Consider the following 21,209-nt stretch of genomic DNA (forward strand, 5'->3'; position numbering starts at 1 on the left):
CCCAATCACTCAGGATTGGGTCACCTCTATTTTTTTACCATTTAATCCTTTACTTCTTCCTTTAAGCGAATGACAATATCGGCATCTGGAGTAATATATAAGGTTTGCTGCTGATCATAGATCACGAAACCAGGCTTTGAGCCATTCGGTTTCTTAACATGGCGAACTTGTGTAAAGTCAACGGGCACTGAGCTCGATTGCTTTGCTTTACTGAAGAAAGCTGCTAATACGGCCGCTTCTTTAATCGTTTTTTCACTTGGTGATTCATTTCGAATCACTACATGTGAGCCAGGGATATCTTTGGTGTGAAGCCAAATCTCATCACGGCGAGCGAACTTATTCGTTAGGTAATCATTTTGTTTATTATTTTTCCCAACAAAAATGAGATCTCCATCGGTAGCATAATATGTTTCAAGCTGAGGTTTTGCATTTGCAGGCTTTTTCATGCCTTTTTTCTTTTTTTGCCGGATGTAGCCTTCTTCCTGAAGTTCTTCGCGAATCTCCTCTATATCTTTGGGGGAAGCTGATTGGAGCTGCTGATGCAAGGCATCAAAGTAGGCCAATTCCAATTTTGATTTTTCGATTTGCTCTTGAACGACACCGACTGCATTTTTAGACTTTTGGTATCTCGAGAAGTACTTTTGTGCATTATCGGATGGATTTTTTAATGGATCAAGCGGGATGATGACCGTACCTTGTTCTTCATCATAATAATTGACGACTTCAATTTCCTTCATGCCTTTTTTCATTTGATATAGATTAGCTGTAAGCAGCTCACCGAACAACTGATACTGTTCCCCGCGTTCCGTATCTTTTAATGTTCGTTCAAGCTTCCCGATTTTTTTTGAGTTCTTTTCCATTTCATTAGTAATGAAACGTTCTACATCCTGGCTCTTTTGCTTAACCCGATCACGTTCTGCCTTTCCGAAATAATAACGGTCGAGCATTTCGCTTAATGAAGAGAAAGTACGCTGTTTTCCTGTCAGATGCTCTAGTGAAAGCATATAAAAAACTTCTTTATTGCCATCTTGTTTGATCGTCGCGGCATAGTTATGTTCTGAGATTTCTTGGATAAGCCCTGAAAAAGCTGATGGAAGGGTGGTGCTGTTGGCCAATCCAGCCCGGTAAACGGCTTCCTTTGCAGCTAAAGGTGAAATTCCTGAAAAATGGGCAACAAGCTGTTTATCTAGTTTTCCTGCATTGAAGTCAATATTCTTCCTGATATCGTCCTCCGTAGCATTGAAGGGATTATCCTTTTCTTGTGCGGGTGGCACCTTATATTCCTGGCCGGGCAATATCGCCCGATAGCTGTTCACTGCATAGGAAACATGCTTAATGCTATCTAAAATCATATTCCGTTCTTTATCGACTAAAACAATGTTGCTGTGACGCCCCATGATTTCAATGATTAACTGCTTTTGAGAAACATCTCCAAGCTCATTGCGGCCTTTCACCTCAAAGATGATCATCCTATCAAGTTCATATTGATAAATATCTTCTATCGTATAGCCTTCGAGGTGCTTCCTAAGAAGCATACAGAACATGGGTGCTTCTTTAGGATTTTCATAACTTTCTTCGGTCAATTGCACCCTTGAATAACTTGGGTGGGCTGATAATAAGAGTTTATGGTTCTTACCTCCAGCACGAACAACCAGTATTACTTCATTTTTATAAGGCTGATGTACCTTATTGATTCGTCCACCTTTTAATATAGAAGCGATTTCTTCCGTCATCGCTTTCGTAAATAATCCATCAAATGACATTCTATTTTTACTTCCTTTACATAAGATTTTCTATGATACTAAATTCTGCAGGGCGTTATCGATGTATCAGGATCGGCCCAGTTTAACTGTATTCACTAATTCAGTTGAACTGGGTGAAAAGCTGGAGTTGCAGTTCAGGAATATTGAATGGATGCGATTTTAATAGATTCGTGATATTAATTACAAAGTTTGTCCATTCATTATATTATCCGGATCGTTCTTCTTTCCGCAATTCTGTTTAATTATAGCATTATTTTGGACGAGTCTGAATAATCATGGAAGAAGAGCAGGTTGTTTTATGTATCGGTAAGCGGGCAGGTGTTGTTGGATGAGTAAAGCGAGAGCGCCTGTTGAGATGGATACAGGAGCCTATTTCATTCTATTCAAAGGGATGTGTGATACTTGATGGAGTTCAGGAAAATGAATAATCAAGAAATGGAGAAAGCGCTTCAAACAAACGTTACACACGGTTTGGACGATGATGAAGTAAAGGACAGGCTGCGAAAGAATGGCTTTAACGAATTGAAGGAAGGTGAAAAACAGTCAGCCATCCTGTTATTTTTCGCACAATTCAAGGATTTCATGGTCATAGTTTTACTTGCCGCGACCTTAGTCTCCGGGATTTTGGGCGAATATATCGATGCGATTGCCATCATGGCCATTGTTTTTTTGAATGGATTACTTGGTTTTTTTCAAGAACGGAAGGCTGAAAAATCCCTGGATGCCCTAAAGGAAATGGCAGCGCCGCAGGTCAACGTACTTCGGGATGGACACTGGCTGAAAATCCCTTCGAGAGAAGTTGTTGTGGGGGATATTCTGAAGTTTTCGAGCGGTGACCGAATTGGTGCCGATTTACGGATCGTCGACCATTCAAGCCTTGAAATTGAAGAGTCTGCCCTTACCGGTGAGTCACTCCCGGCTGTTAAATGTTCTGATCCATTGATGAATGAGGTCGAAGGTATCGGTGATCAGGAAAATATGGCTTTTATGGGAACGATGGTTACAAGAGGGAATGGAGTTGGAATCGTAATCGCTACAGGAATGAATACGGCGATGGGAAAGATTGCGAACCTCCTGCAGACTGCAGAAACAAAAGAAACACCTCTTCAAAAGCGATTGGAGCAGTTAGGGAAAATTTTGATCGTCACGGCTTTAATATTAACCGTGATTGTGGTGCTGACTGGCGTCATTCAAGGACATGACCTCTATACGATGTTTTTAGCCGGGGTATCTTTGGCTGTTGCGGCGATTCCTGAAGGCTTGCCAGCCATTGTTACTGTAGCCTTGTCTTTGGGCGTACAACGTATGATCAAACAAAAAGCGATAGTCCGCAAGCTTCCTGCAGTAGAAACGCTTGGCTGTGCAACGGTAATTTGCTCAGATAAAACAGGTACACTGACGCAAAACAAAATGACGGTGACGAAGGTTTGGAGTGGGGGGAAAACTTGGGATGTCGGCGGGACTGGTTATAATCCTGTCGGTGAGTTTTCTTTTGAGGGAGTTTCAGTTGCTCCGAAAAACCAAAATGCCTTGCTTCAAATAATTACATTCGGTATGCTCTGTAACAAAGCTGAGTTAAATGAGAATGGCAAACGATATATATTAGAAGGTGATCCGACAGAAGGGGCGATGTTGGTCGCGGCAATGAAAGCGGGTTTGACAAGGGAACACTTATCTAAGCGGTTTACGGTAGTCAAGGAGTTTCCATTCGACTCGAGCCGCAAAATGATGAGTGTCATAGTGAAGGATGATAAAGATAATCATTTTGTCATCGTAAAAGGGGCCCCTGACGTATTGATCGCCCAGAGTGACACGATTCTATGGGAAGGAAAGTCGGAAATATTGAATCGCGAGAGTAAGGAAAGGGTGCAACAGGACATGAATGAACTTGCCTCACAGGCACTTCGAATGATTGCTGTTGGTTATAAACCCCTTCCCAAAGGAACGATTTTGCTTCATGAAACAGAAGCTGAGCGCAATTTGACCTTTATGGGACTGCAGGGCATGATTGATCCCCCCCGCCCAGAAGTGAAGCAGGCAGTTAAGGAATGCAGGGATGCTGGGATCAAAACAGTCATGATTACTGGTGACCATGTAATAACCGCAAAGGCAATAGCTAAAGAACTTGGTATTTTAAAAGGAAAAGACCGTGTACTTGAAGGAAGGCAACTGGCTGGTATGGAAGTTGGGGAACTTGAGGAAGTTGTTGAAAGTGTGTCGGTATTTGCCCGCGTTTCCCCAGAACATAAATTAAAAATCGTAAAAGCCTTGCAAAATAAAGGACATGTCGTCGCAATGACAGGGGATGGTGTCAATGATGCACCTGCGATAAAATCAGCGGATATAGGTATATCAATGGGTATAACTGGGACTGATGTCGCTAAGGAAGCATCTTCCTTGATATTGGTTGACGATAATTTTGCCACCATTAAATCGGCCATCAAAGAAGGCAGGAATATTTATGAAAACATCAGGAAGTTCATCCGTTATTTGCTTGCTTCCAATGTTGGGGAGATTTTGGTCATGTTTTTTGCGATGCTATGTGCCTTGCCATTACCTTTGATACCAATCCAGATTTTATTCGTGAACCTTGTTACGGACGGTCTGCCTGCGATGGCGTTGGGCCTGGATTCCCCAGAAGAAGATGTAATGAAAAGAAATCCAAGAAATGCAAACGAAGGTGTTTTCGGACGAGGGCTTGGCTGGAAGATCATCTCACGCGGATTTCTGATTGGTATTTCTACATTGATAGCATTTTATGTGGTATATCGTGCAAATCCGGGTAACCTTGCTTATGCACAAACAATCGCGTTTGCAACCCTGGTACTAGCTCAGCTAATACATGTTTTCGATTGCAGAAGTGAACGTTCGATCTTCTCGAGAAATCCATTCGGTAATTTTTATCTAGTGGGGGCAGTACTGTCCTCCCTGTTATTAATGCTAGCAGTCATGTATGTGCAGCCTTTGCAAACCATCTTCCACACTGTACCGATTTCAGGAAGGGATTGGCTATTGGTAATAGGAATGTCATCCATCCCAACTTTTTTACTGGCTGGAACCTTTTTAGCAAGAAAAGCACAATGAAATATGATATAATCTTTAAGGTGGTAGAGTTTTGCTCTATTGCCTTTTTATTTTTGTAGTATTTTATTTGTAAGCTAAAGTTTTCATGCTGTAGCTAATATATAATGAATGTTAACGCGAAATTACTACATTATGCTTGATAGGATGTGGAACCATGGTTACCAGTATGACGGGCTATGGAAGAGAAGAAGCGGAAAACGAACAGGTCAAGGTTTTTGTCGAGATTAAGACGGTGAACCATCGTTTTTGTGAATATACGATTCGAATGCCGCGCCAGCTTTTGGTTTTGGAAGAAAAGGTGAAGAAAAAGGCGAATCAATACATAAGAAGAGGACGAGTGGAAATCTTTATTACGGTGGAAGGTGAGAGCCTGGTTGCCAAAAAGGTGAAGATCGATTGGGAGCTTGCTGATCAGTATGTGGGATTGATGGATGAAGCCAAGGGAAAATACAATCTGGAAAGTTCCATTACCTTACAGGATTTACTGCAACTTGAATCGATTTTCATGACGGAAGAAGTACCTGCAGTTCCTGCCGATTTGGAAGCCTTGTTATTGAAGGCTGTCATGGGGGCATTGGAAAATCTGAAAAAAATGCGGACTCTGGAAGGTCAGGAACTTGCCCTGGACATGAAATACCAGCTTGAAAAGTTTGGTGAGATTGTTGTAGGGCTCAAAAACTATGCACCTTCAGTCGTCGAGAAATATAAAGCCCGGTTGGAAATCAAACTAGCCGAGTTGACAGAAGGATTGATTGAAGATAGCCGTATTGTGACAGAAGCGGCCATTTTTGCCGATAAGTGTGATATAAATGAAGAACTGACCAGACTCGAAAGCCATGTACAGCAATTTTCAAGGACGCTTACCCATAGTGAACCAATTGGAAGAAAACTCGACTTCCTTGTCCAGGAAATGAATAGGGAAGTTAATACGATTGGATCAAAGGCAAATGATTCGGCCATTACCAAAGATGTGGTGGAAATGAAAAGTCTGCTTGAAAAATTAAAAGAACAGGTTCAAAATATCGAGTAGTCGGTTTATGATGAACCGAACAAGGTGACAATAGAAATATGAATGGGGGACAAAAATGTCAATTAAGCTCATTAATATTGGCTTTGGCAATATCGTTTCCGCAAACCGGATCGTATCCATCGTGAGCCCTGAGTCTGCTCCGATTAAAAGGATTATCCAAGATGCCCGAGACCGCGGATCCTTAATAGATGCTACATATGGTAGAAGAACCAGGGCCGTTATAATTACAGACAGCGACCATGTTATCTTATCTGCCGTTCAACCGGAAACGGTTGCCGCACGGCTTCAAGATAGAGATGACAGCGTAGAAGAGGGGTAACTGAAACAATATGAGAGAAAAAGGTTTATTAATCGTTTTATCCGGTCCATCCGGTGTTGGTAAAGGAACAGTAAGGAAGGCGATTTTTTCTCAGCCTGGAACGGCATTTGAATATTCAATTTCGATGACGACACGGCTGCCCCGCCATGGGGAAGTTGACGGAGTGGACTATTTCTTCAAAAAACGCGAGGAATTCGAAGCATTGATCGCAGAAGGCAAATTGCTAGAATATGCAGAGTTCGTCGGGAATTATTATGGAACGCCCGTGGATTATGTCCGTGAAACAATTGATTCCGGAAAAGATGTATTTCTGGAAATTGAAGTTCAAGGAGCTAAACAGGTCCGGGAGAAATTCCCTGAAGGACTTTTCATTTTCCTTGCTCCTCCAAGCTTGACCGAACTCGAAAGCCGCATCGTTACTCGCGGAACCGAGACGGAGGAAGCGATAAAAGGACGGATGAAAGTGGCCAAGGAAGAAATAGAACTTATGGATCTTTATGATTATGTTGTTGAAAATGATCATGTGGATGCTGCATGTGCCAGAATTAATGCAATTGTAATTGCTGAGCATTGCCGTCGGGAAAGAGTTGCTGTTTTATATAAAAAAATGTTGGAGGCGGAATAAACTATGTTATATCCATCAATTGATTCGCTATTACTTAAAATCGATTCTAAATACTCGCTTGTATCAGTGGCAGCTAAACGTGCAAGGGAAATGCAAATTAAAGATAATTGCCTTATAACCAAACCGGTTTCCCATAAATCCGTAGGTCGTGCCCTAGAAGAAATTCATACCGGTAAATTGACTTACGATAATTCTTACGAAGAAAACTAAGAGAACAAATAAGCTTGACCCATCGGGCCTGACACCCTAAAGCAAACAGGATGCGTTACATTTGGAAAGTTGCTTCCTTCCTGCGGCCAAGGTGTCAGGCCTGTTTGTTTTGATTTCTCAAAGATAACGATGCCATTGATGAAGCAGGCATAGATATGAAATGTTTAAGGAAATCCATAAGTTATTGCGCATTTCAAATGAAATATCTTCAGTTATCGTTCATAATTAATAAAAATAGAATGTATAGTTAGGGGAAATTTGCATGCTTATCGATAAAAAAGTACTTCTTTGTGTCACCGGCGGGATTGCTGTATTTAAGGCTGCTGCCCTGACAAGTAAATTAACTCAAGAAGGTGCGCATGTTAAAGTGATCATGAGTGAATCGGCACGAAAGTTCGTGACGCCGCTTACTTTTCAAGCACTTTCGAGAAATGATGTGTACACAGATACATTTGATGAGAAGGATTCTTCAGTCATTGCCCACATCGACTTGGCTGATTGGGCTGACATTATCCTAGTAGCTCCAGCTACAGCGAATGTCATTGGCAAGATAGCCAATGGAATCGCGGATGATATGATCACGACCACACTTCTGGCAACAGTGGCACCTGTTTGGGTGGCGCCGGCAATGAACGTGCACATGTACGCCCACCCGGCGGTTCAGAAAAACATGGAGACACTTCGTACGTTCGGATATCAATTCATTGAACCAGGTGAAGGGTATTTGGCTTGCGGTTATGTAGGAAAAGGACGATTGGAGGAACCGGAAACGATCGTGGCACATCTCATTCATTATTTTGGTGAACGGAAATCACAGCCTCAGCTTCTTAAAGGAAAGAAATATTTGATAACGGCAGGGCCGACTCGTGAAGCAATCGATCCGGTGCGTTACGTGACGAATCATTCCAGCGGAAAAATGGGATATGCCCTAGCTGAGCAGGCAATTGAATTGGGCGCTGAGGTGACATTGATCACTGGCCCTGTGAACTTGACGCCGCCTTCCAAGGCCAGAGTAATACCTGTGGAATCGGCAGCAGATATGTATGAAGCGGTTTTCGGTCAGTTCGATTCCAGTGACGTTGTAATCATGACGGCTGCGGTGGCAGACTATAAACCGAAGAATTATCATGCTCAAAAGATGAAAAAGCAGCCAGGGGAAAATGTAATTGAATTTGAACGTACAAAGGATATCCTTAAGGAACTTGGTGAAAATAAAACCCATCAGATTTTGGTAGGCTTTGCGGCTGAAACGAACAATGTTGAAGAATACGCAAGAGGGAAATTAGTGAAAAAGAATGCAGACATGATCGTTGCCAATAATGTTACCGTCGCTGGGGCAGGATTTGGAACGGATACGAACATTGTGACCATTTACGATAAAAATGGAAGTGCTACAGAACTTCCAAAAATGAGTAAAGCGGATATAGCTAAAAGCATCCTGGCAGAAGTATCTCGCATGCAAAAGGAATGATGTCTTATGGATATTGCATCGGTCATAGTGGATGTACCTGCTAAACAAACGGATCGAGAATTTGACTATCGTATACCTGAAAAGTGGAACCTAGTCATCAAGCCCGGAATGCGGGTCATTGTGCCATTCGGTCCAAGAATGGTGCAGGGGTTCGTCACCGGATTAAAAGCTAAAAGCGACTTTGCGAAATTACGATATATAAAAGAACCAATGGATTTGGAGCCCATCCTTAATGATGAATTGCTTCAGCTGGGTGACTGGTTGACCAAAGAGGCCATGTGTTTTAAAATTTCAGCCCTACAGGCCATGCTTCCGGCAGCAATGAAAGCAAAGTATGAAAAAGTGATCAATGTCATTGAAGATAAAAAGAATCAGCTCCCACCCTTCATTCAAAGTCTTTTCGGAAAGAATGATGCATTATCTTGGAAAGAAGTGATTGAAGGGGAGAATGCCTCACTTTTTCAAAAGGAAATACAAAATGGCAATCTAGAGCTTGTGTATAATGTGAAAAACCGACTTAATAAGAAGACCGTCCGTGTCATTAAATCCCTGCTTTCCTCTAAGGAACTGAAAGAAATGGCATCAGCCATTTCCAGCCATGCAAAAAAACAACAGGAACTCCTTCAATACTTTATTGAACATCAAGAGCCAGTTCCGTTAAAGGAATTGCTTGAATTGATCAACACATCAAGCAGTACCGTCAAATCCCTAGTGTCAAAAGGCGCCTTGGCGGAAATGGATCAGGAAATATACCGTGATCCTTATGAAAATCGTGTATTCAAAAAATCCAATCCCTTTACTTTAACAGAAGAGCAAGCAGCTGCCTTGAAGCCCATCCATGAGAAAATAAATCATGATGAACATGATGTCTTCCTTTTATATGGTGTGACCGGGAGCGGGAAGACGGAAGTGTATCTGCAGGCAATTGCCTCTGTCATTGAAAAAGGGAAGGAAGCAATCATGCTGGTACCTGAGATCTCCTTGACGCCACAAACGGTGAAGAGGTTTAAAGAACGATTTGGAGAGCAGGTCGCTGTCATGCATAGCGGTTTATCCGTAGGTGAAAAATATGATGAATGGCGGAAAATTCACCGCAAAGAGGTAAAAGTTGTGGTGGGCGCGCGCTCAGCCGTGTTTGCTCCTTTTGAAAACCTGGGACTGGTCATCATTGATGAAGAGCATGAATCCAGCTATAAGCAAGAAGAAACGCCAAGGTATCATGCTAGGGATGTTGCCATTGAAAGAGCGAAATCTTATCAGTGTCCGGTAATTCTAGGTAGCGCCACTCCTACACTTGAATCTTTTGCGCGAGCCAAGAAAAACGTCTATAAATTACTGACCCTTAGTCAAAGGATGAATAAAAATGCATTGCCAGCAGTGGATATTGTAGATATGAGGGAAGAACTAAGGACGGGAAATCGTTCCATGTTTTCGGAACTGCTCTTCACCAAGCTGAAAGACCGGCTTGAAAAAGGGGAGCAAACAGTATTGATGCTAAATAAACGGGGACATTCTTCCTTTGTGATGTGTCGAAGCTGCGGATTGGTCATCAACTGCCCTAATTGTGACATTTCACTCACCTATCATCGCTTTAATGATATAATGAAATGCCATTATTGTGGGTTTGAAGAGGGAATGCCTTCTGTTTGCCCTGAATGTGAAAGTGAACATATAAGGTTCTTCGGTACAGGCACCCAAAAGGTTGAAGAAGAGCTTGCAAAAATTCTCCCTGATGCACGGGTGATACGAATGGATGTCGATACAACGAGTAAAAAGGGTTCACATGAGCGTTTGCTGAATGCCTTTGGTGAAGGAAAGGCTGATATATTGCTAGGCACCCAAATGATTGCCAAGGGCCTTGATTTTCCTAATATCACGCTTGTTGGAGTCCTTTCAGCGGATACTATGCTTCATCTGCCTGATTTCCGTTCTTCGGAAAAGACATTCCAGCTGCTGACACAGGTCAGCGGAAGGGCAGGACGTCATCAGCTTCCGGGAGAAGTGGTCATCCAAACCTATACACCTGAGCACTATAGCATCGAGCTTTCTGCCTTGCAGGATTATGATGCTTTTTATGAACGGGAGATGCATCTACGGAGGCAAAGTCATTATCCTCCCTATTATTACGTTGTCCTTATAACCGTTTCTCATGAAGACTTAATGAAGACGGTGAGTGTTACTGAGAAAATAACCAATTATTTAGGTTCTCGATTGAATCGGGATTCTATCGTTCTCGGTCCTGTTGCTTCGCCCATTAGCCGAATCAACAATAGATATCGTTATCAATGTCTGATAAAATACAAACGAGAGCCGGACCTTAATCAGCATTTACGTACACTTTTAGAGCATTATCAAAAAGAAACGGCTCAAAATCTTCTGCAGATTTCAATAGATTTAAATCCACAGATCATGATGTAATTGATTAAGAAATGGATGGTTTATGCGAGCTGTTAAAGCTTGCGTTTTTATATAATGAAGTGCTGTTTTTCATATCTAGGAGGGTACCTTTAATTTTGGCTATTTTACCGATTGTCATGTTTCCTGAAAAAATTTTACAACAAAAATGCGATAAAATAACAAGTTTTGATAAAAAGTTGGCAAAGATGTTAAATAACATGTACGAAACGATGGTGGAGGCGGATGGCGTTGGTCTTGCAGCACCTCAGGTTGGCGTGAAAAAGCAAGTGGCCGTCGTCGAAATAGAGGAAGGATCAGGTGTAATCGAACTGATTAATCCAGAAGTGCTGGAAATGGAAGGCGAACAGACTGGTGTTGAAGGATGCTTGAGCTTCCCAAGTTTATATGGTGAAGTTACTCGCCCATACCGCGTAAAAGTGCGGGCACAAGACCGTAAAGGATCTTTTTTCGAGTTAGAAGCGGAAGATTTCCTCGCAAGGGCCCTTCAGCACGAAATCGATCATCTTCAAGGGGTTTTATTCACGAGTAAGGTCTCTCGTTATATTTCGGAAGAAGAGTTAGAAAGGTATGAAGAAGAATGACAAAAATTATCTTTATGGGAACACCGGATTTTTCAGTGCCGGTATTGAAAAGAATCATCGATGAAGGGTATGACGTGATTGCTGTCGTCACACAGCCCGATCGTCCAGTAGGCCGCAAAAAGGTGCTAACGCCGCCGCCAGTTAAGGTCGAAGCCGAAAAGCAGGGGATTCCTGTTTATCAGCCAGAAAAAATCCGTGAACAAGAAGAACTTGAAAAGATCATTGCATTGAATCCTGACTTAGTGGTGACGGCTGCTTTTGGACAAATCCTTCCGAATGAATTGTTGGATGCTCCTAAGTACGGATGTATTAATGTACACGCCTCCCTGCTTCCTGAACTACGTGGAGGGGCGCCCATCCATTATTCCATTTTGCAGGGGAAAGAAAAGACTGGGATCACCATCATGTATATGGCGGAGAAATTGGATGCCGGGGATATATTGACTCAGGCGGAAGTTGCCATAGGGGAAGAAGACAATGTCGGCACACTGCATGATAAATTAAGCAAGATAGGGTCAGATTTACTTGCAGAGACTCTGCCAAAACTTTTAAATGGGGGTTTACAGGCGATCAAGCAAGATGAGAATAAAGCGACTTTTGCGCCTAACATTAAACGGTCGGAGGAAAAAATCGACTGGTCGAAATCAGGGGAAGTCATCTATAACCAAGTGCGTGGCCTGAATCCTTGGCCTGTTGCCTATACAACCTTAGACGGATCCACTTTAAAAATTTGGCAGGCAAAGAAACGTGAAGAGGGCAATCGTGCCGTGCCAGGCACTGTCATTGAAGTACGAAATGATGGTTTCATCGTCTCGACAGGCAACGAGACGGCAATACTAGTTACTGAATTGCAGCCTTCAGGAAAGAAAAAAATGCCGGCCAAAGATTACTTGCGCGGAGCCGGGTCGTTCATTAAAGCAGGCATGAAGTTAGGAGAACAGAATGAAGCAAACTAAAAAGGGAGTACGTGAAATCGCTCTCGATATTTTGGAATCTGTGGAGAAAAACCAATCCTACAGTAACCTATTACTGAACAACTTGATTAAAAAGCATCAGTTATCCGGTGTGGACAGCGGTTTGCTTACAGAGATAAGCTACGGTACCATACAGCGGAAGATGACTTTGGATTACTATTTGAACCCGTTTATTAAACAACCTAAAAAAACGCAAAGCTGGGTCATCAATTTACTTAGGCTTTCCGTTTACCAAATGGTCTATTTAGATAAAGTGCCAGATCATGCGATTATTTTTGAAGCTGTCGAAATTTCAAAAAAGCGCGGACATAAAGGGACTTCTTCAATGGTCAATGGCGTGCTTCGTAATATTCAAAGAAATGGGGTTCCATCTTTTGATGATATCAAAGATGATCTGGAACGGCTTTCAATCGAAGTAAGTCATCCAATTTGGTTGATCAAGCGTTGGGTAGAGCAATTTGGTTATGAAAAAACCAAGGAAATGTGTGAAATCAACTTGACTGCACCATTACAGACGGGACGGGCTAATTTAAAGAAGATTTCACGCAGCGAACTAATCAGCATTTTAACGGAAGAAGGATATGATGTTGAAGCAAGTGAAGTCGTTCCCGAAGCCATCGTCAGCTATAAAGGTAATCTTGCTCATTCAGAAAGCTATAAATTGGGGTATTTATCGATTCAGGACGAAAGTTCAATGCTTGTAGCCCATGCATTGGGTGCAAATGAAAATGATGCTGTACTCGATTGCTGTGCTGCACCTGGAGGGAAAACGACACATATCGCAGAAGGCTTGACCACTGGTCAAGTATATGCTCTTGACCTTCATGAGCATAAGGTCAAACTCATCAAAGAGCAGGCGGAGCGCCTAAAACTCAGAAATAATATTAAGACAATGGCCCTTGATAGCAGAAAAGTGCGAGAACACTTTAATAAGGAGGGGTTTGACAGGGTCCTGATCGACGCACCATGTTCAGGGTTGGGAGTCATGCGCCGGAAGCCTGATGTAAAGTATACAAAAACAAAAGATGATATAATGAAACTCTCAAGTATACAAAAACAATTATTGGAAGCTGCCGCCCCGCTCGTAAAGCAAGGTGGACGGTTAGTATATAGTACCTGTACGGTGGATAAAGAAGAAAATGACAAAGTCGCTGCAGCATTTTTGGAAAGCCATCCGGATTTTGAAAGCGATGCGACCCTGTCTGCAAGAATGCCTGAAAGCGTTCAGCCATTTATCGAGGGTCATACACTGCAAGTTTTTCCGCAATATTTTAGCAGTGACGGATTCTTTATTGCGAGTTTTAGAAAGAAGGTGCTGTAATGGCAGAAATCACAAAATCATCTAGAGTAAAAAAAGACACAACACCAGAAAAACCATCGATCTACTCATTAGAGCTTCACCAAATTAAAGAATGGCTTATTCAAAATGACGAGAAGGCATTCCGGGCCGATCAAGTTTATGACTGGCTTTATAAAAAGCGTGTCTCCAGTTTTGAAGATATGTCCAACCTTTCGAAATCTTTACGAGATAAGCTGGAATCACAATTCACCTTCACGACATTGAAAACTTTGATTCAGCAAACGTCCAATGACGGAACGATGAAGTTTTTATTTGAACTTCATGATGGATACTCGATTGAAACGGTGCTGATGCGCCATGAATACGGAAACTCCATTTGCGTGACAACACAGGTAGGGTGTAGAATTGGCTGTACATTCTGTGCCTCGACACTTGGCGGTTTGAAGAGAAATCTTGAATCGGGAGAAATTGTTGCCCAAGTCGTAAAAGTTCAGCAAGCACTTGACGAAGTGGAAGAACGTGTTAGTTCTGTCGTAATCATGGGAATCGGTGAACCGTTCGATAACTACGATAATATGATGTCATTCTTGAAGAATATAAATCATGAAAAGGGCTTGAACATCGGGGCACGTCATATTACCGTTTCCACAAGTGGAATCATTCCAAAAATCTACAAATTTGCCGAAGAAAGCATGCAAATCAACTTTGCTGTTTCCCTGCATGCACCGAACACGGAATTGAGAAGTAAATTGATGCCGATCAACAAGGCCTACAAACTTCCGGACTTGATTGAAGCCATCAAATACTATACAGAAAAAACAGGGCGCCGTGTAAGTTTTGAATATGGTCTATTCGGTGGCGAAAATGATACAGTGGAACACGCCGAAGAATTGGCAGATTTAATAAGCGGGATAAAATGCCATGTCAATTTAATTCCGGTTAACTATGTACCGGAACGCAACTATGTACGTACACCTCGGGACCAAATTTTTGAGTTTGAAAAAACATTGAAGAAGCGCGGCATTAATGTAACGATCCGAAGGGAACAAGGCAGTGATATTGACGCAGCCTGCGGCCAGCTTCGGGCCAAGGAGCGCAAAGAAGAGACGAGGTGACCCTATGAGGGCAATATTTAAAACAGACCGTGGAAAAGTCCGCCAGCATAATGAAGATAATGGCGGAATTTTTAAGAACTCGGAAGGCGTTCGCCTTGCCATCGTTGCAGATGGCATGGGCGGCCACCGTGCCGGGGATGTAGCGAGTGCAATGACGATAGACCTTTTGAAAAAAGGCTGGGAAGTATCAAGCGGGATCGAAACGGCAAATGATGCTGAGGATTGGCTGAAACAGCAAATCGTCTTGGTCAATCAGTTGCTTTTTGAACATGCCGAAGCAAATACGGAATGTAAGGGTATGGGGACAACGATTGTTGCAGCCATTTGCACCGACAAGTTTGCTACCATTGCCAACATCGGGGACAGCCGATGTTATTTGTATAATGAGAGCGGTTTTAAGCAGGTCACGGAAGATCATTCACTTGTTAATGAACTGGTCCGTTCTGGGCAGATTTCGAAGGAAGATGCCGAGAACCATCCACGAAAAAACGTTTTATTACGAGCCTTGGGGACAGAATTGCAAGTGGAAATGGACATTACGACGGTCATCTTTGAGGAAAATGATTTACTATTGCTTTGTTCGGATGGTTTGACGAATAAAGTGAGTGAACAGGAACTTGAAGATACGATAACCAATGGGCAGCCACTTGAAGAAAAGGCGAATTCATTAATAGATATGGCCAATCACTACGGTGGGGAAGATAATATCACTCTTGTGCTTGTTCAATTTACTGAAGAAAGTGAAAGCAGGTGAATTGAATGTTGATTGGTAGAAGAATCAACGGCCGTTATAAACTGATCGAGATGGTCGGTGGCGGCGGTATGGCGAATGTTTACCTTGCAAGGGATATGATTTTAGATAGGGATGTTGCATTGAAAATCCTTCGCATGGATTTTAATAACGACGAAGAGTTCATCAAGCGCTTCAATCGGGAAGCTCAATCGGCAACCAGTTTGGCCCATCCCAATATCGTAAGCATTTATGATGTCGGTGAAGAAGAGTCCATCTATTATATTGTAATGGAATACGTGGACGGTTTTACACTTAAGCAATACATACAAAAATATTATCCCATTCCAGTTGATAAAGCCTTGGATATCATGAAGCAAATCACGGCAGCTATTTCCCATGCCCATCATAATGGGATCATCCATCGTGACATCAAGCCACAGAACATTTTGATTGATAAAGAAGGAACCGTCAAGATTACGGACTTTGGAATTGCATTGGCCCTGAGTGCAACAAATATAACTCAGACTAACGCAGTCTTAGGCTCTGTTCATTATTTATCTCCAGAACAGGCTAGAGGCGGAATGGCCAATAAAAAGTCGGACATTTATTCACTTGGCATCGTCATGTTTGAATTACTGACGGGGAGATTGCCTTTTTCGGGTGAATCTGCCGTTTCGATAGCTCTTAAACATTTACAATCGGAAACTCCTTCGCCAAAACGCTGGAACTCTGAAATACCTCAGAGTGTGGAAAATATCATCTTGAAAGCGACAGCCAAAGATTCATATTACCGCTATGAGAGCGTAGACTCAATGGAAGATGACATTCGGACGTCACTTAATCCTGAACGTTCAAATGAACTGCCTTTTGCGATTCCTGAAGATCATGATGCGACCAAAGCCATCCCTGTCATTACGGACGATCAGCTTTCAAGCATAGATGAGACTATCATTAGAGGTCCGGAAAAAAATACTTTAGTCTATGCGGATGATGGGGAAAGTGGATCAGAAGCAGAGAGTAAATCGAAGAAACAAAAGAAACAGAAGAAACAGAAAAAACAAAAAACGAAGTCGGAACAAAAAGATAAAAAGCGAAAGAAAATGCCTGCCATTTTGGTGACCACCTTTTTAGTACTTGCCCTACTTGCTGTTTTATCTGTCACTGTTTTACCTTCCCTCTTTGGTTCGAAGGAAGTGACGATCCCTGACCTTAAAGGGAAAGAATTGGATGATGCCATTACTGAATTGCTTAAATTGGATTTGGTCATCGGAGATACGATTGGGATTGAAGATGAAGAGGTTGATGCGGACCTTGTGATCAAAACCAACCCTAAGGCAGGTAAGACTGTCAAGGCAGGTGCAGAAGTCAATATTTACCAAAGTATTGGTAAAGAAACGATTTCATTGTCCAGCTATGAAGGTCGAGATTACTCAGATGTCAAATCATTGCTTGATAAAATGGGATTCAAAAACATAATCGTGACCGAAAAATATGATGACAGTGCTCCCGGTACAATCATAGAACAAAGGCCTTCGGGTGCCACTGATATCGTACCATCGGAAACGGAGCTTGAGTTAACGGTCAGTAAAGGGGAAGATTTATTGAGCTTGAAGAACTTAACAGGGTTCAATGAAACTGGCCTTAATGATTATTCCAGTGATAGTGGAATAAAGGTCGATGTGGAAAAAGAAGTCTATGATGATTCCGTTGCAGAGGGGCTTGTCATTTCCCAGTCACCAGAACCGGGTACGAAGGTGGAAAGGGGCGGTACGGTGAAAGTGGTCCTTTCAAAAGGGAAAGAAGAGATTCCTCCTAAGAAGGTAACGGAGGAAATCAAAATCGAGTATGATCCGGTTGAGCCGGGCAAAGCCCAAAAGATACAAATTTTCATTGAGGATATCAACAATAGCATGACGGAGCCTAAAGAAACATTCTTTATCGTGGAAAATGCCAAGCGAACGATCGAATTAACGGTTTCCCCGGATAAGAAAGCAGGATATAAAGTCATGCGGGATAATCAGGTCATCATCGACCAGGCCGTCTCTTATCCAGAATAAATTTAATAATTAGGAGTGTGGTTATGCCCGAAGGAAAAATTATCAAAGCATTAAGTGGATTTTATTATGTCCTTGATGGAGAAGAGGTCTATCAATGCCGGGGACGGGGAGTATTCAGGAAAAATAAGGTAACTCCACTTGTAGGTGATTATGTTGTTTTTCAAGCGGAAAATAAAACGGATGGGACCGTTACCGAAATAAAACCGCGAAAGAATGAATTGATCCGACCGCAAATATCAAATGTAGACCAAGCCATCCTAGTCTTTTCGGCAGTAGAACCTGAATTCAGTCCAGCTTTGCTTGATCGATTTCTCGTACTAATTGAAGATAACGAGATCGAACCCATTATCGTTGTGACCAAACTTGACTTGGTTACTTCTGAAAACCAGCAGAAATTGTCTCAGTATATCAAGGACTACCAGAAACTTGGCTATACTGTACTGGAGACATCTTCAGTTACCGCTGGAGGCATTGAAGGACTAGTACCGTATTTAGAAGGAAAAACGAGTGTATTTGCCGGTCAGTCCGGTGTTGGGAAATCGTCTTTGTTGAATGCAATCAATCCTGAATTGGCTTTAAAGACAGATGATATTTCGTCACACCTAGGACGTGGGAAGCATACCACCCGCCATGTTGAATTGATTCACATTGGCTCTGGGCTTGTCGCGGATACACCAGGTTTCAGTTCACTTGAATTCATGGAAATGGAAGCTGAACGGTTATCCTATTGCTTCCCGGAAATGCATAAGCATGGGGAGGACTGTAAATTTCGGGCTTGTCTGCATGATAAAGAACCGAAGTGCGCTGTGAAGGGTGCGGTGGATTCCGGGGAAATTCCACTTTATCGATATGAGCATTATATGCAATTCTTAGAGGAAATCAGAGATAGAAAGCCGAGGTATTAAAATGGTTAAAATCGCACCATCCATTTTATCAGCTAACTTTGCAAAATTGGGGGAAGAAATTCTAGATGTAGAAAGGGGCGGAGCGGATTTAATCCATATAGATGTCATGGATGGACATTTCGTGCCGAATATTACGATAGGTCCGTTAATCGTCGATGCTATCCGACCGGTGACGAAACTTCCGCTTGATGTTCACTTAATGATTGCACAACCTGATCGTTATATCGAGGCATTTGCGAAAGCAGGAGCCGATTATATAACTGTGCATTTAGAGGCATGCACCCATTTGCATCGGACGATCCAATTGATTAAATCTTTTGGTGTAAAGGCAGGAGTGGTGCTTAATCCAGCCACACCAGCTTCCTTGATCCAACCTATAATTGAAGATATTGATATGGTATTGTTGATGACAGTTAACCCGGGTTTTGGCGGGCAAAAGTTCATTACATCCGTACTGCCCAAAATTGCCGAGGTGAAGGCGATGGCAGAAATGTATAATCAAAATCTGGAAATAGAGATTGATGGTGGAGTAAACGAAGAAACGGCTAAACTATGTATTGAACAAGGGGCGACAGTCCTGGTGGCCGGATCGGCAATCTATAATCAAGAAGATCGACACGCAGCAATTCAAAAGATTCGGGGAAAGTGATATAAGCCGACACTATCATATTCATATGATAGTGATCGGCTTTTTTTATCAATTAAACAAAGGCATCTTGGATATGAATATACATAGAAAAGGATGATTTCGATGATTATTAGTATAATGGCTGGAGGTCCGGAATGTTTTTGGCCGGATCTGACGTGGTATAAGGAGATGACTGATCTTTGGGTCGGGGTTGACAGGGGAGTCTGGGCCTTGCTTGAAAAAGGTATCGAACCTAAGTACGGTTTTGGGGATTTTGATTCAGTTTCGGAAGATGAATATAAGAAGATTGAGCAAACACTGGAACAAATCAATCTATATTCTTCAGAAAAGGATGAAACGGATTTAGAAATTGCATTTAAATGGGCTCTAGGGCAAAAACCAAGTGAAATTCACATTCTGGGCGGTACAGGGGGAAGAATGGATCATTTTCTTGGTAATATCCAGCTGCTCCAAAAAGAAAGTGTCCTCCCTTTTCATGAAGACATTGATATATACATAGTCGATCAGCAAAATATATTCACAGTGAAAACAGCGGGTTCATATGAGGTCGCTGCTTTGAAAGATAAGAAATACATGTCATTGCTCCCAGTAACGGCGGAAGTCAGCGGCATTACACTATCAGGCTTCAAATACCCACTGAGTGATGCAAGCCTGGAAATGGGTTCGACGCTTTGCATCAGCAATGAACTAATTTCCGAATCTGGGAATGTTTCATTTGAGAAAGGCATATTAATGGTGATAAGAAGCAGTGATTAAAATTCATGCTTAGAGCAGATTCGGATATAATTTTCAATCATCCTATATCCGCTTAAAAGCTTATGTTGTAATAGAAAAATTCCACTTCATCTTTTATTGTGGGATGCAAAGAGGAGGGGCATGATGAAATTTTATACGATTAAATTGCCAAAAGTTCTGGGCAGTTTGGTAAGGGCTATGCTCGGAGCGTTTAAAAAAGGCTGATACTTATCTCCATGACACCTCTCAAATTTAGGGAGGTGTTATTCTTCGGGATTTCTGGGGGATGATGAAAGGGGTTGGCCATCTATTAATGGGTGATGACTTCTTTTCTTGATGCAGACTAGACCTGATCATCAAAATAAAACCATCCCCATTAAAATGCCGGCCAATACAAGTAAAAAGGCATCCTAAGAGGATGCCGTAACATTATACGCGTTCTACTTTGCCCGATTTAAGAGCTCTTGCAGAAACGTATACACGTTTAGGTTTACCGTCAACTAAAATACGTACTTTTTGAAGGTTAGCGCCCCATGTACGCTTGCTAGCGTTCATTGCGTGAGAGCGGCTGTTACCAGAACGAGTTCTTCTTCCAGTGATTACACATTTACGTGCCATGTTAAATTCCCTCCTAACTACAACAAGCTTAAGTTTTTCGCAGTCGTCTTAAGTCTTTGTAAAATACTTTAATAATTTATCATACCTACCGTTAGAATGCAATACTTCAGTTAATTACTTTCAAGAAAAATACCTTGACATACATACTTTAAAATTGAATTATATAAAGTGCCGTACGACATTTACTTTTAAAACCATTGACATTATAGTAAAATGTCTATAGTTGACTTGATTTTTTGGGAGGGAAAAGAAAATGTCTATCGAATTACAAACGAAATATGGACAAATTGATATCTCTAATGATGTTATCGCTACTGTAGCAGGCGGCGCAGCTGTGGATTGCTACGGAATTATAGGAATGGCTTCCAAAAAACAATTTAAAGACGGCATTGCCGAAATTTTAAGAAAAGAAAACTTTACTAAGGGTGTAATAGTCCGTCAAGAAGAGGAAGAAGTTCATATCGATATGTTTATTATCGTAAGTTATGGAACGAAAATCTCGGAAGTTGCTCATAATGTGCAATCAAAGGTAAAATACACTTTGAACAAAACTGTAGGATTGGCTGTTGATTCCGTTAACATTTTTGTACAGGGTGTTCGTGTGACGAACCCTTAAGTAATA

At 41.9% G+C, this 21,209-nt stretch carries 20 protein-coding genes; 18 read left to right on the top strand and 2 right to left on the bottom strand.

Annotated features, from left to right (window positions below; all coding sequences use genetic code 11):
* Window positions 1–41: 41 nt before the first annotated feature.
* Window positions 42–1,763: an Rqc2 family fibronectin-binding protein gene (locus tag UP17_RS07450; RefSeq protein WP_061462356.1), complete on the bottom strand. Its 1,722-nt coding sequence runs from the start codon at window positions 1,761–1,763 to the stop codon at window positions 42–44.
* A 405-nt stretch (window positions 1,764–2,168) separates the two neighbouring features.
* Between UP17_RS07450 and UP17_RS07455 the strand changes: the two genes are divergently transcribed.
* From UP17_RS07455 to spoVM, 17 genes are all read left to right on the top strand, one after another.
* The gene (locus tag UP17_RS07455; protein WP_061466018.1) at window positions 2,169–4,847 is read left to right on the top strand and encodes a calcium-translocating P-type ATPase, SERCA-type; all 2,679 of its coding nucleotides are present in this window, start codon (window positions 2,169–2,171) and stop codon (window positions 4,845–4,847) included.
* A gap of 154 nt (window positions 4,848–5,001) precedes the next feature.
* On the top strand, window positions 5,002–5,877 hold the full coding sequence (locus tag UP17_RS07460; RefSeq protein ID WP_061462357.1) for a YicC/YloC family endoribonuclease: 876 nt from the start codon (window positions 5,002–5,004) through the stop codon (window positions 5,875–5,877).
* Window positions 5,878–5,932: 55 nt separating this feature from the next.
* Window positions 5,933–6,196, top strand: a complete 264-nt coding sequence (gene remA / locus UP17_RS07465; RefSeq protein WP_034313813.1) for an extracellular matrix/biofilm regulator RemA — start codon at window positions 5,933–5,935, stop codon at window positions 6,194–6,196.
* A gap of 10 nt (window positions 6,197–6,206) precedes the next feature.
* Window positions 6,207–6,821 (top strand): guanylate kinase, encoded by a 615-nt coding sequence (gmk, locus tag UP17_RS07470; protein WP_061462358.1) that lies wholly within the window; start codon window positions 6,207–6,209, stop codon window positions 6,819–6,821.
* Between the two features lie 3 nt (window positions 6,822–6,824).
* Entirely contained in the window at window positions 6,825–7,031 is a 207-nt protein-coding gene (gene rpoZ, locus UP17_RS07475; RefSeq protein WP_061462359.1) for a DNA-directed RNA polymerase subunit omega, read from the top strand.
* Between the two features lie 262 nt (window positions 7,032–7,293).
* A complete protein-coding gene (coaBC, locus tag UP17_RS07480; RefSeq protein WP_061462360.1) occupies window positions 7,294–8,502 on the top strand; it encodes a bifunctional phosphopantothenoylcysteine decarboxylase/phosphopantothenate--cysteine ligase CoaBC in 1,209 nt (402 codons plus the stop codon).
* A 6-nt stretch (window positions 8,503–8,508) separates the two neighbouring features.
* The gene (gene priA / locus UP17_RS07485) at window positions 8,509–10,920 is read left to right on the top strand and encodes a primosomal protein N' (protein WP_061462361.1); all 2,412 of its coding nucleotides are present in this window, start codon (window positions 8,509–8,511) and stop codon (window positions 10,918–10,920) included.
* Between the two features lie 95 nt (window positions 10,921–11,015).
* Complete coding sequence (gene def / locus UP17_RS07490; RefSeq protein ID WP_061462362.1) at window positions 11,016–11,501, top strand: peptide deformylase; 486 nt, start codon at window positions 11,016–11,018, stop codon at window positions 11,499–11,501.
* Window positions 11,498–12,457: a methionyl-tRNA formyltransferase gene (gene fmt / locus UP17_RS07495; RefSeq protein WP_061462363.1), complete on the top strand. Its 960-nt coding sequence runs from the start codon at window positions 11,498–11,500 to the stop codon at window positions 12,455–12,457. The genes def and fmt overlap by 4 nt, the downstream gene beginning before the upstream one ends.
* The gene (gene rsmB / locus UP17_RS07500) at window positions 12,444–13,796 is read left to right on the top strand and encodes a 16S rRNA (cytosine(967)-C(5))-methyltransferase RsmB (protein WP_061462364.1); all 1,353 of its coding nucleotides are present in this window, start codon (window positions 12,444–12,446) and stop codon (window positions 13,794–13,796) included. Before fmt ends, rsmB begins: the two co-directional genes overlap by 14 nt.
* A complete protein-coding gene (gene rlmN / locus UP17_RS07505) occupies window positions 13,796–14,890 on the top strand; it encodes a dual-specificity RNA methyltransferase RlmN (RefSeq protein ID WP_061462365.1) in 1,095 nt (364 codons plus the stop codon). The genes rsmB and rlmN overlap by 1 nt, the downstream gene beginning before the upstream one ends.
* 4 nt (window positions 14,891–14,894) lie before the next feature.
* Entirely contained in the window at window positions 14,895–15,644 is a 750-nt protein-coding gene (locus UP17_RS07510) for a Stp1/IreP family PP2C-type Ser/Thr phosphatase (RefSeq protein ID WP_061462366.1), read from the top strand.
* Between the two features lie 5 nt (window positions 15,645–15,649).
* Complete coding sequence (gene pknB / locus UP17_RS07515; protein WP_061462367.1) at window positions 15,650–17,680, top strand: Stk1 family PASTA domain-containing Ser/Thr kinase; 2,031 nt, start codon at window positions 15,650–15,652, stop codon at window positions 17,678–17,680.
* Between the two features lie 23 nt (window positions 17,681–17,703).
* Window positions 17,704–18,585 (top strand): ribosome small subunit-dependent GTPase A, encoded by an 882-nt coding sequence (gene rsgA, locus UP17_RS07520; RefSeq protein ID WP_061462368.1) that lies wholly within the window; start codon window positions 17,704–17,706, stop codon window positions 18,583–18,585.
* 1 nt (window position 18,586) lies between these two features.
* The gene (gene rpe / locus UP17_RS07525) at window positions 18,587–19,234 is read left to right on the top strand and encodes a ribulose-phosphate 3-epimerase (RefSeq protein ID WP_061462369.1); all 648 of its coding nucleotides are present in this window, start codon (window positions 18,587–18,589) and stop codon (window positions 19,232–19,234) included.
* 102 nt (window positions 19,235–19,336) lie between these two features.
* Entirely contained in the window at window positions 19,337–19,990 is a 654-nt protein-coding gene (locus UP17_RS07530; RefSeq protein ID WP_061462370.1) for a thiamine diphosphokinase, read from the top strand.
* Window positions 19,991–20,113: 123 nt separating this feature from the next.
* On the top strand, window positions 20,114–20,194 hold the full coding sequence (spoVM, locus tag UP17_RS07535; protein WP_034313769.1) for a stage V sporulation protein SpoVM: 81 nt from the start codon (window positions 20,114–20,116) through the stop codon (window positions 20,192–20,194).
* Between the two features lie 204 nt (window positions 20,195–20,398).
* On the opposite strand, the gene rpmB is transcribed toward spoVM, so the two are convergent.
* Window positions 20,399–20,587 carry a 50S ribosomal protein L28 gene (gene rpmB / locus UP17_RS07540; protein ID WP_034313767.1) on the bottom strand — a complete coding sequence of 63 codons (189 nt, stop codon included), beginning with the start codon at window positions 20,585–20,587 and terminating at the stop codon, window positions 20,399–20,401.
* A 253-nt stretch (window positions 20,588–20,840) separates the two neighbouring features.
* Between rpmB and UP17_RS07545 the strand changes: the two genes are divergently transcribed.
* Window positions 20,841–21,203 (top strand): Asp23/Gls24 family envelope stress response protein, encoded by a 363-nt coding sequence (locus UP17_RS07545; RefSeq protein ID WP_061462371.1) that lies wholly within the window; start codon window positions 20,841–20,843, stop codon window positions 21,201–21,203.
* Window positions 21,204–21,209: the final 6 nt, after the last annotated feature.

This window comes from Peribacillus simplex (assembly GCF_001578185.1).
Taxonomy (GTDB): Bacteria; Bacillota; Bacilli; order Bacillales; family DSM-1321; genus Peribacillus; species Peribacillus simplex_A.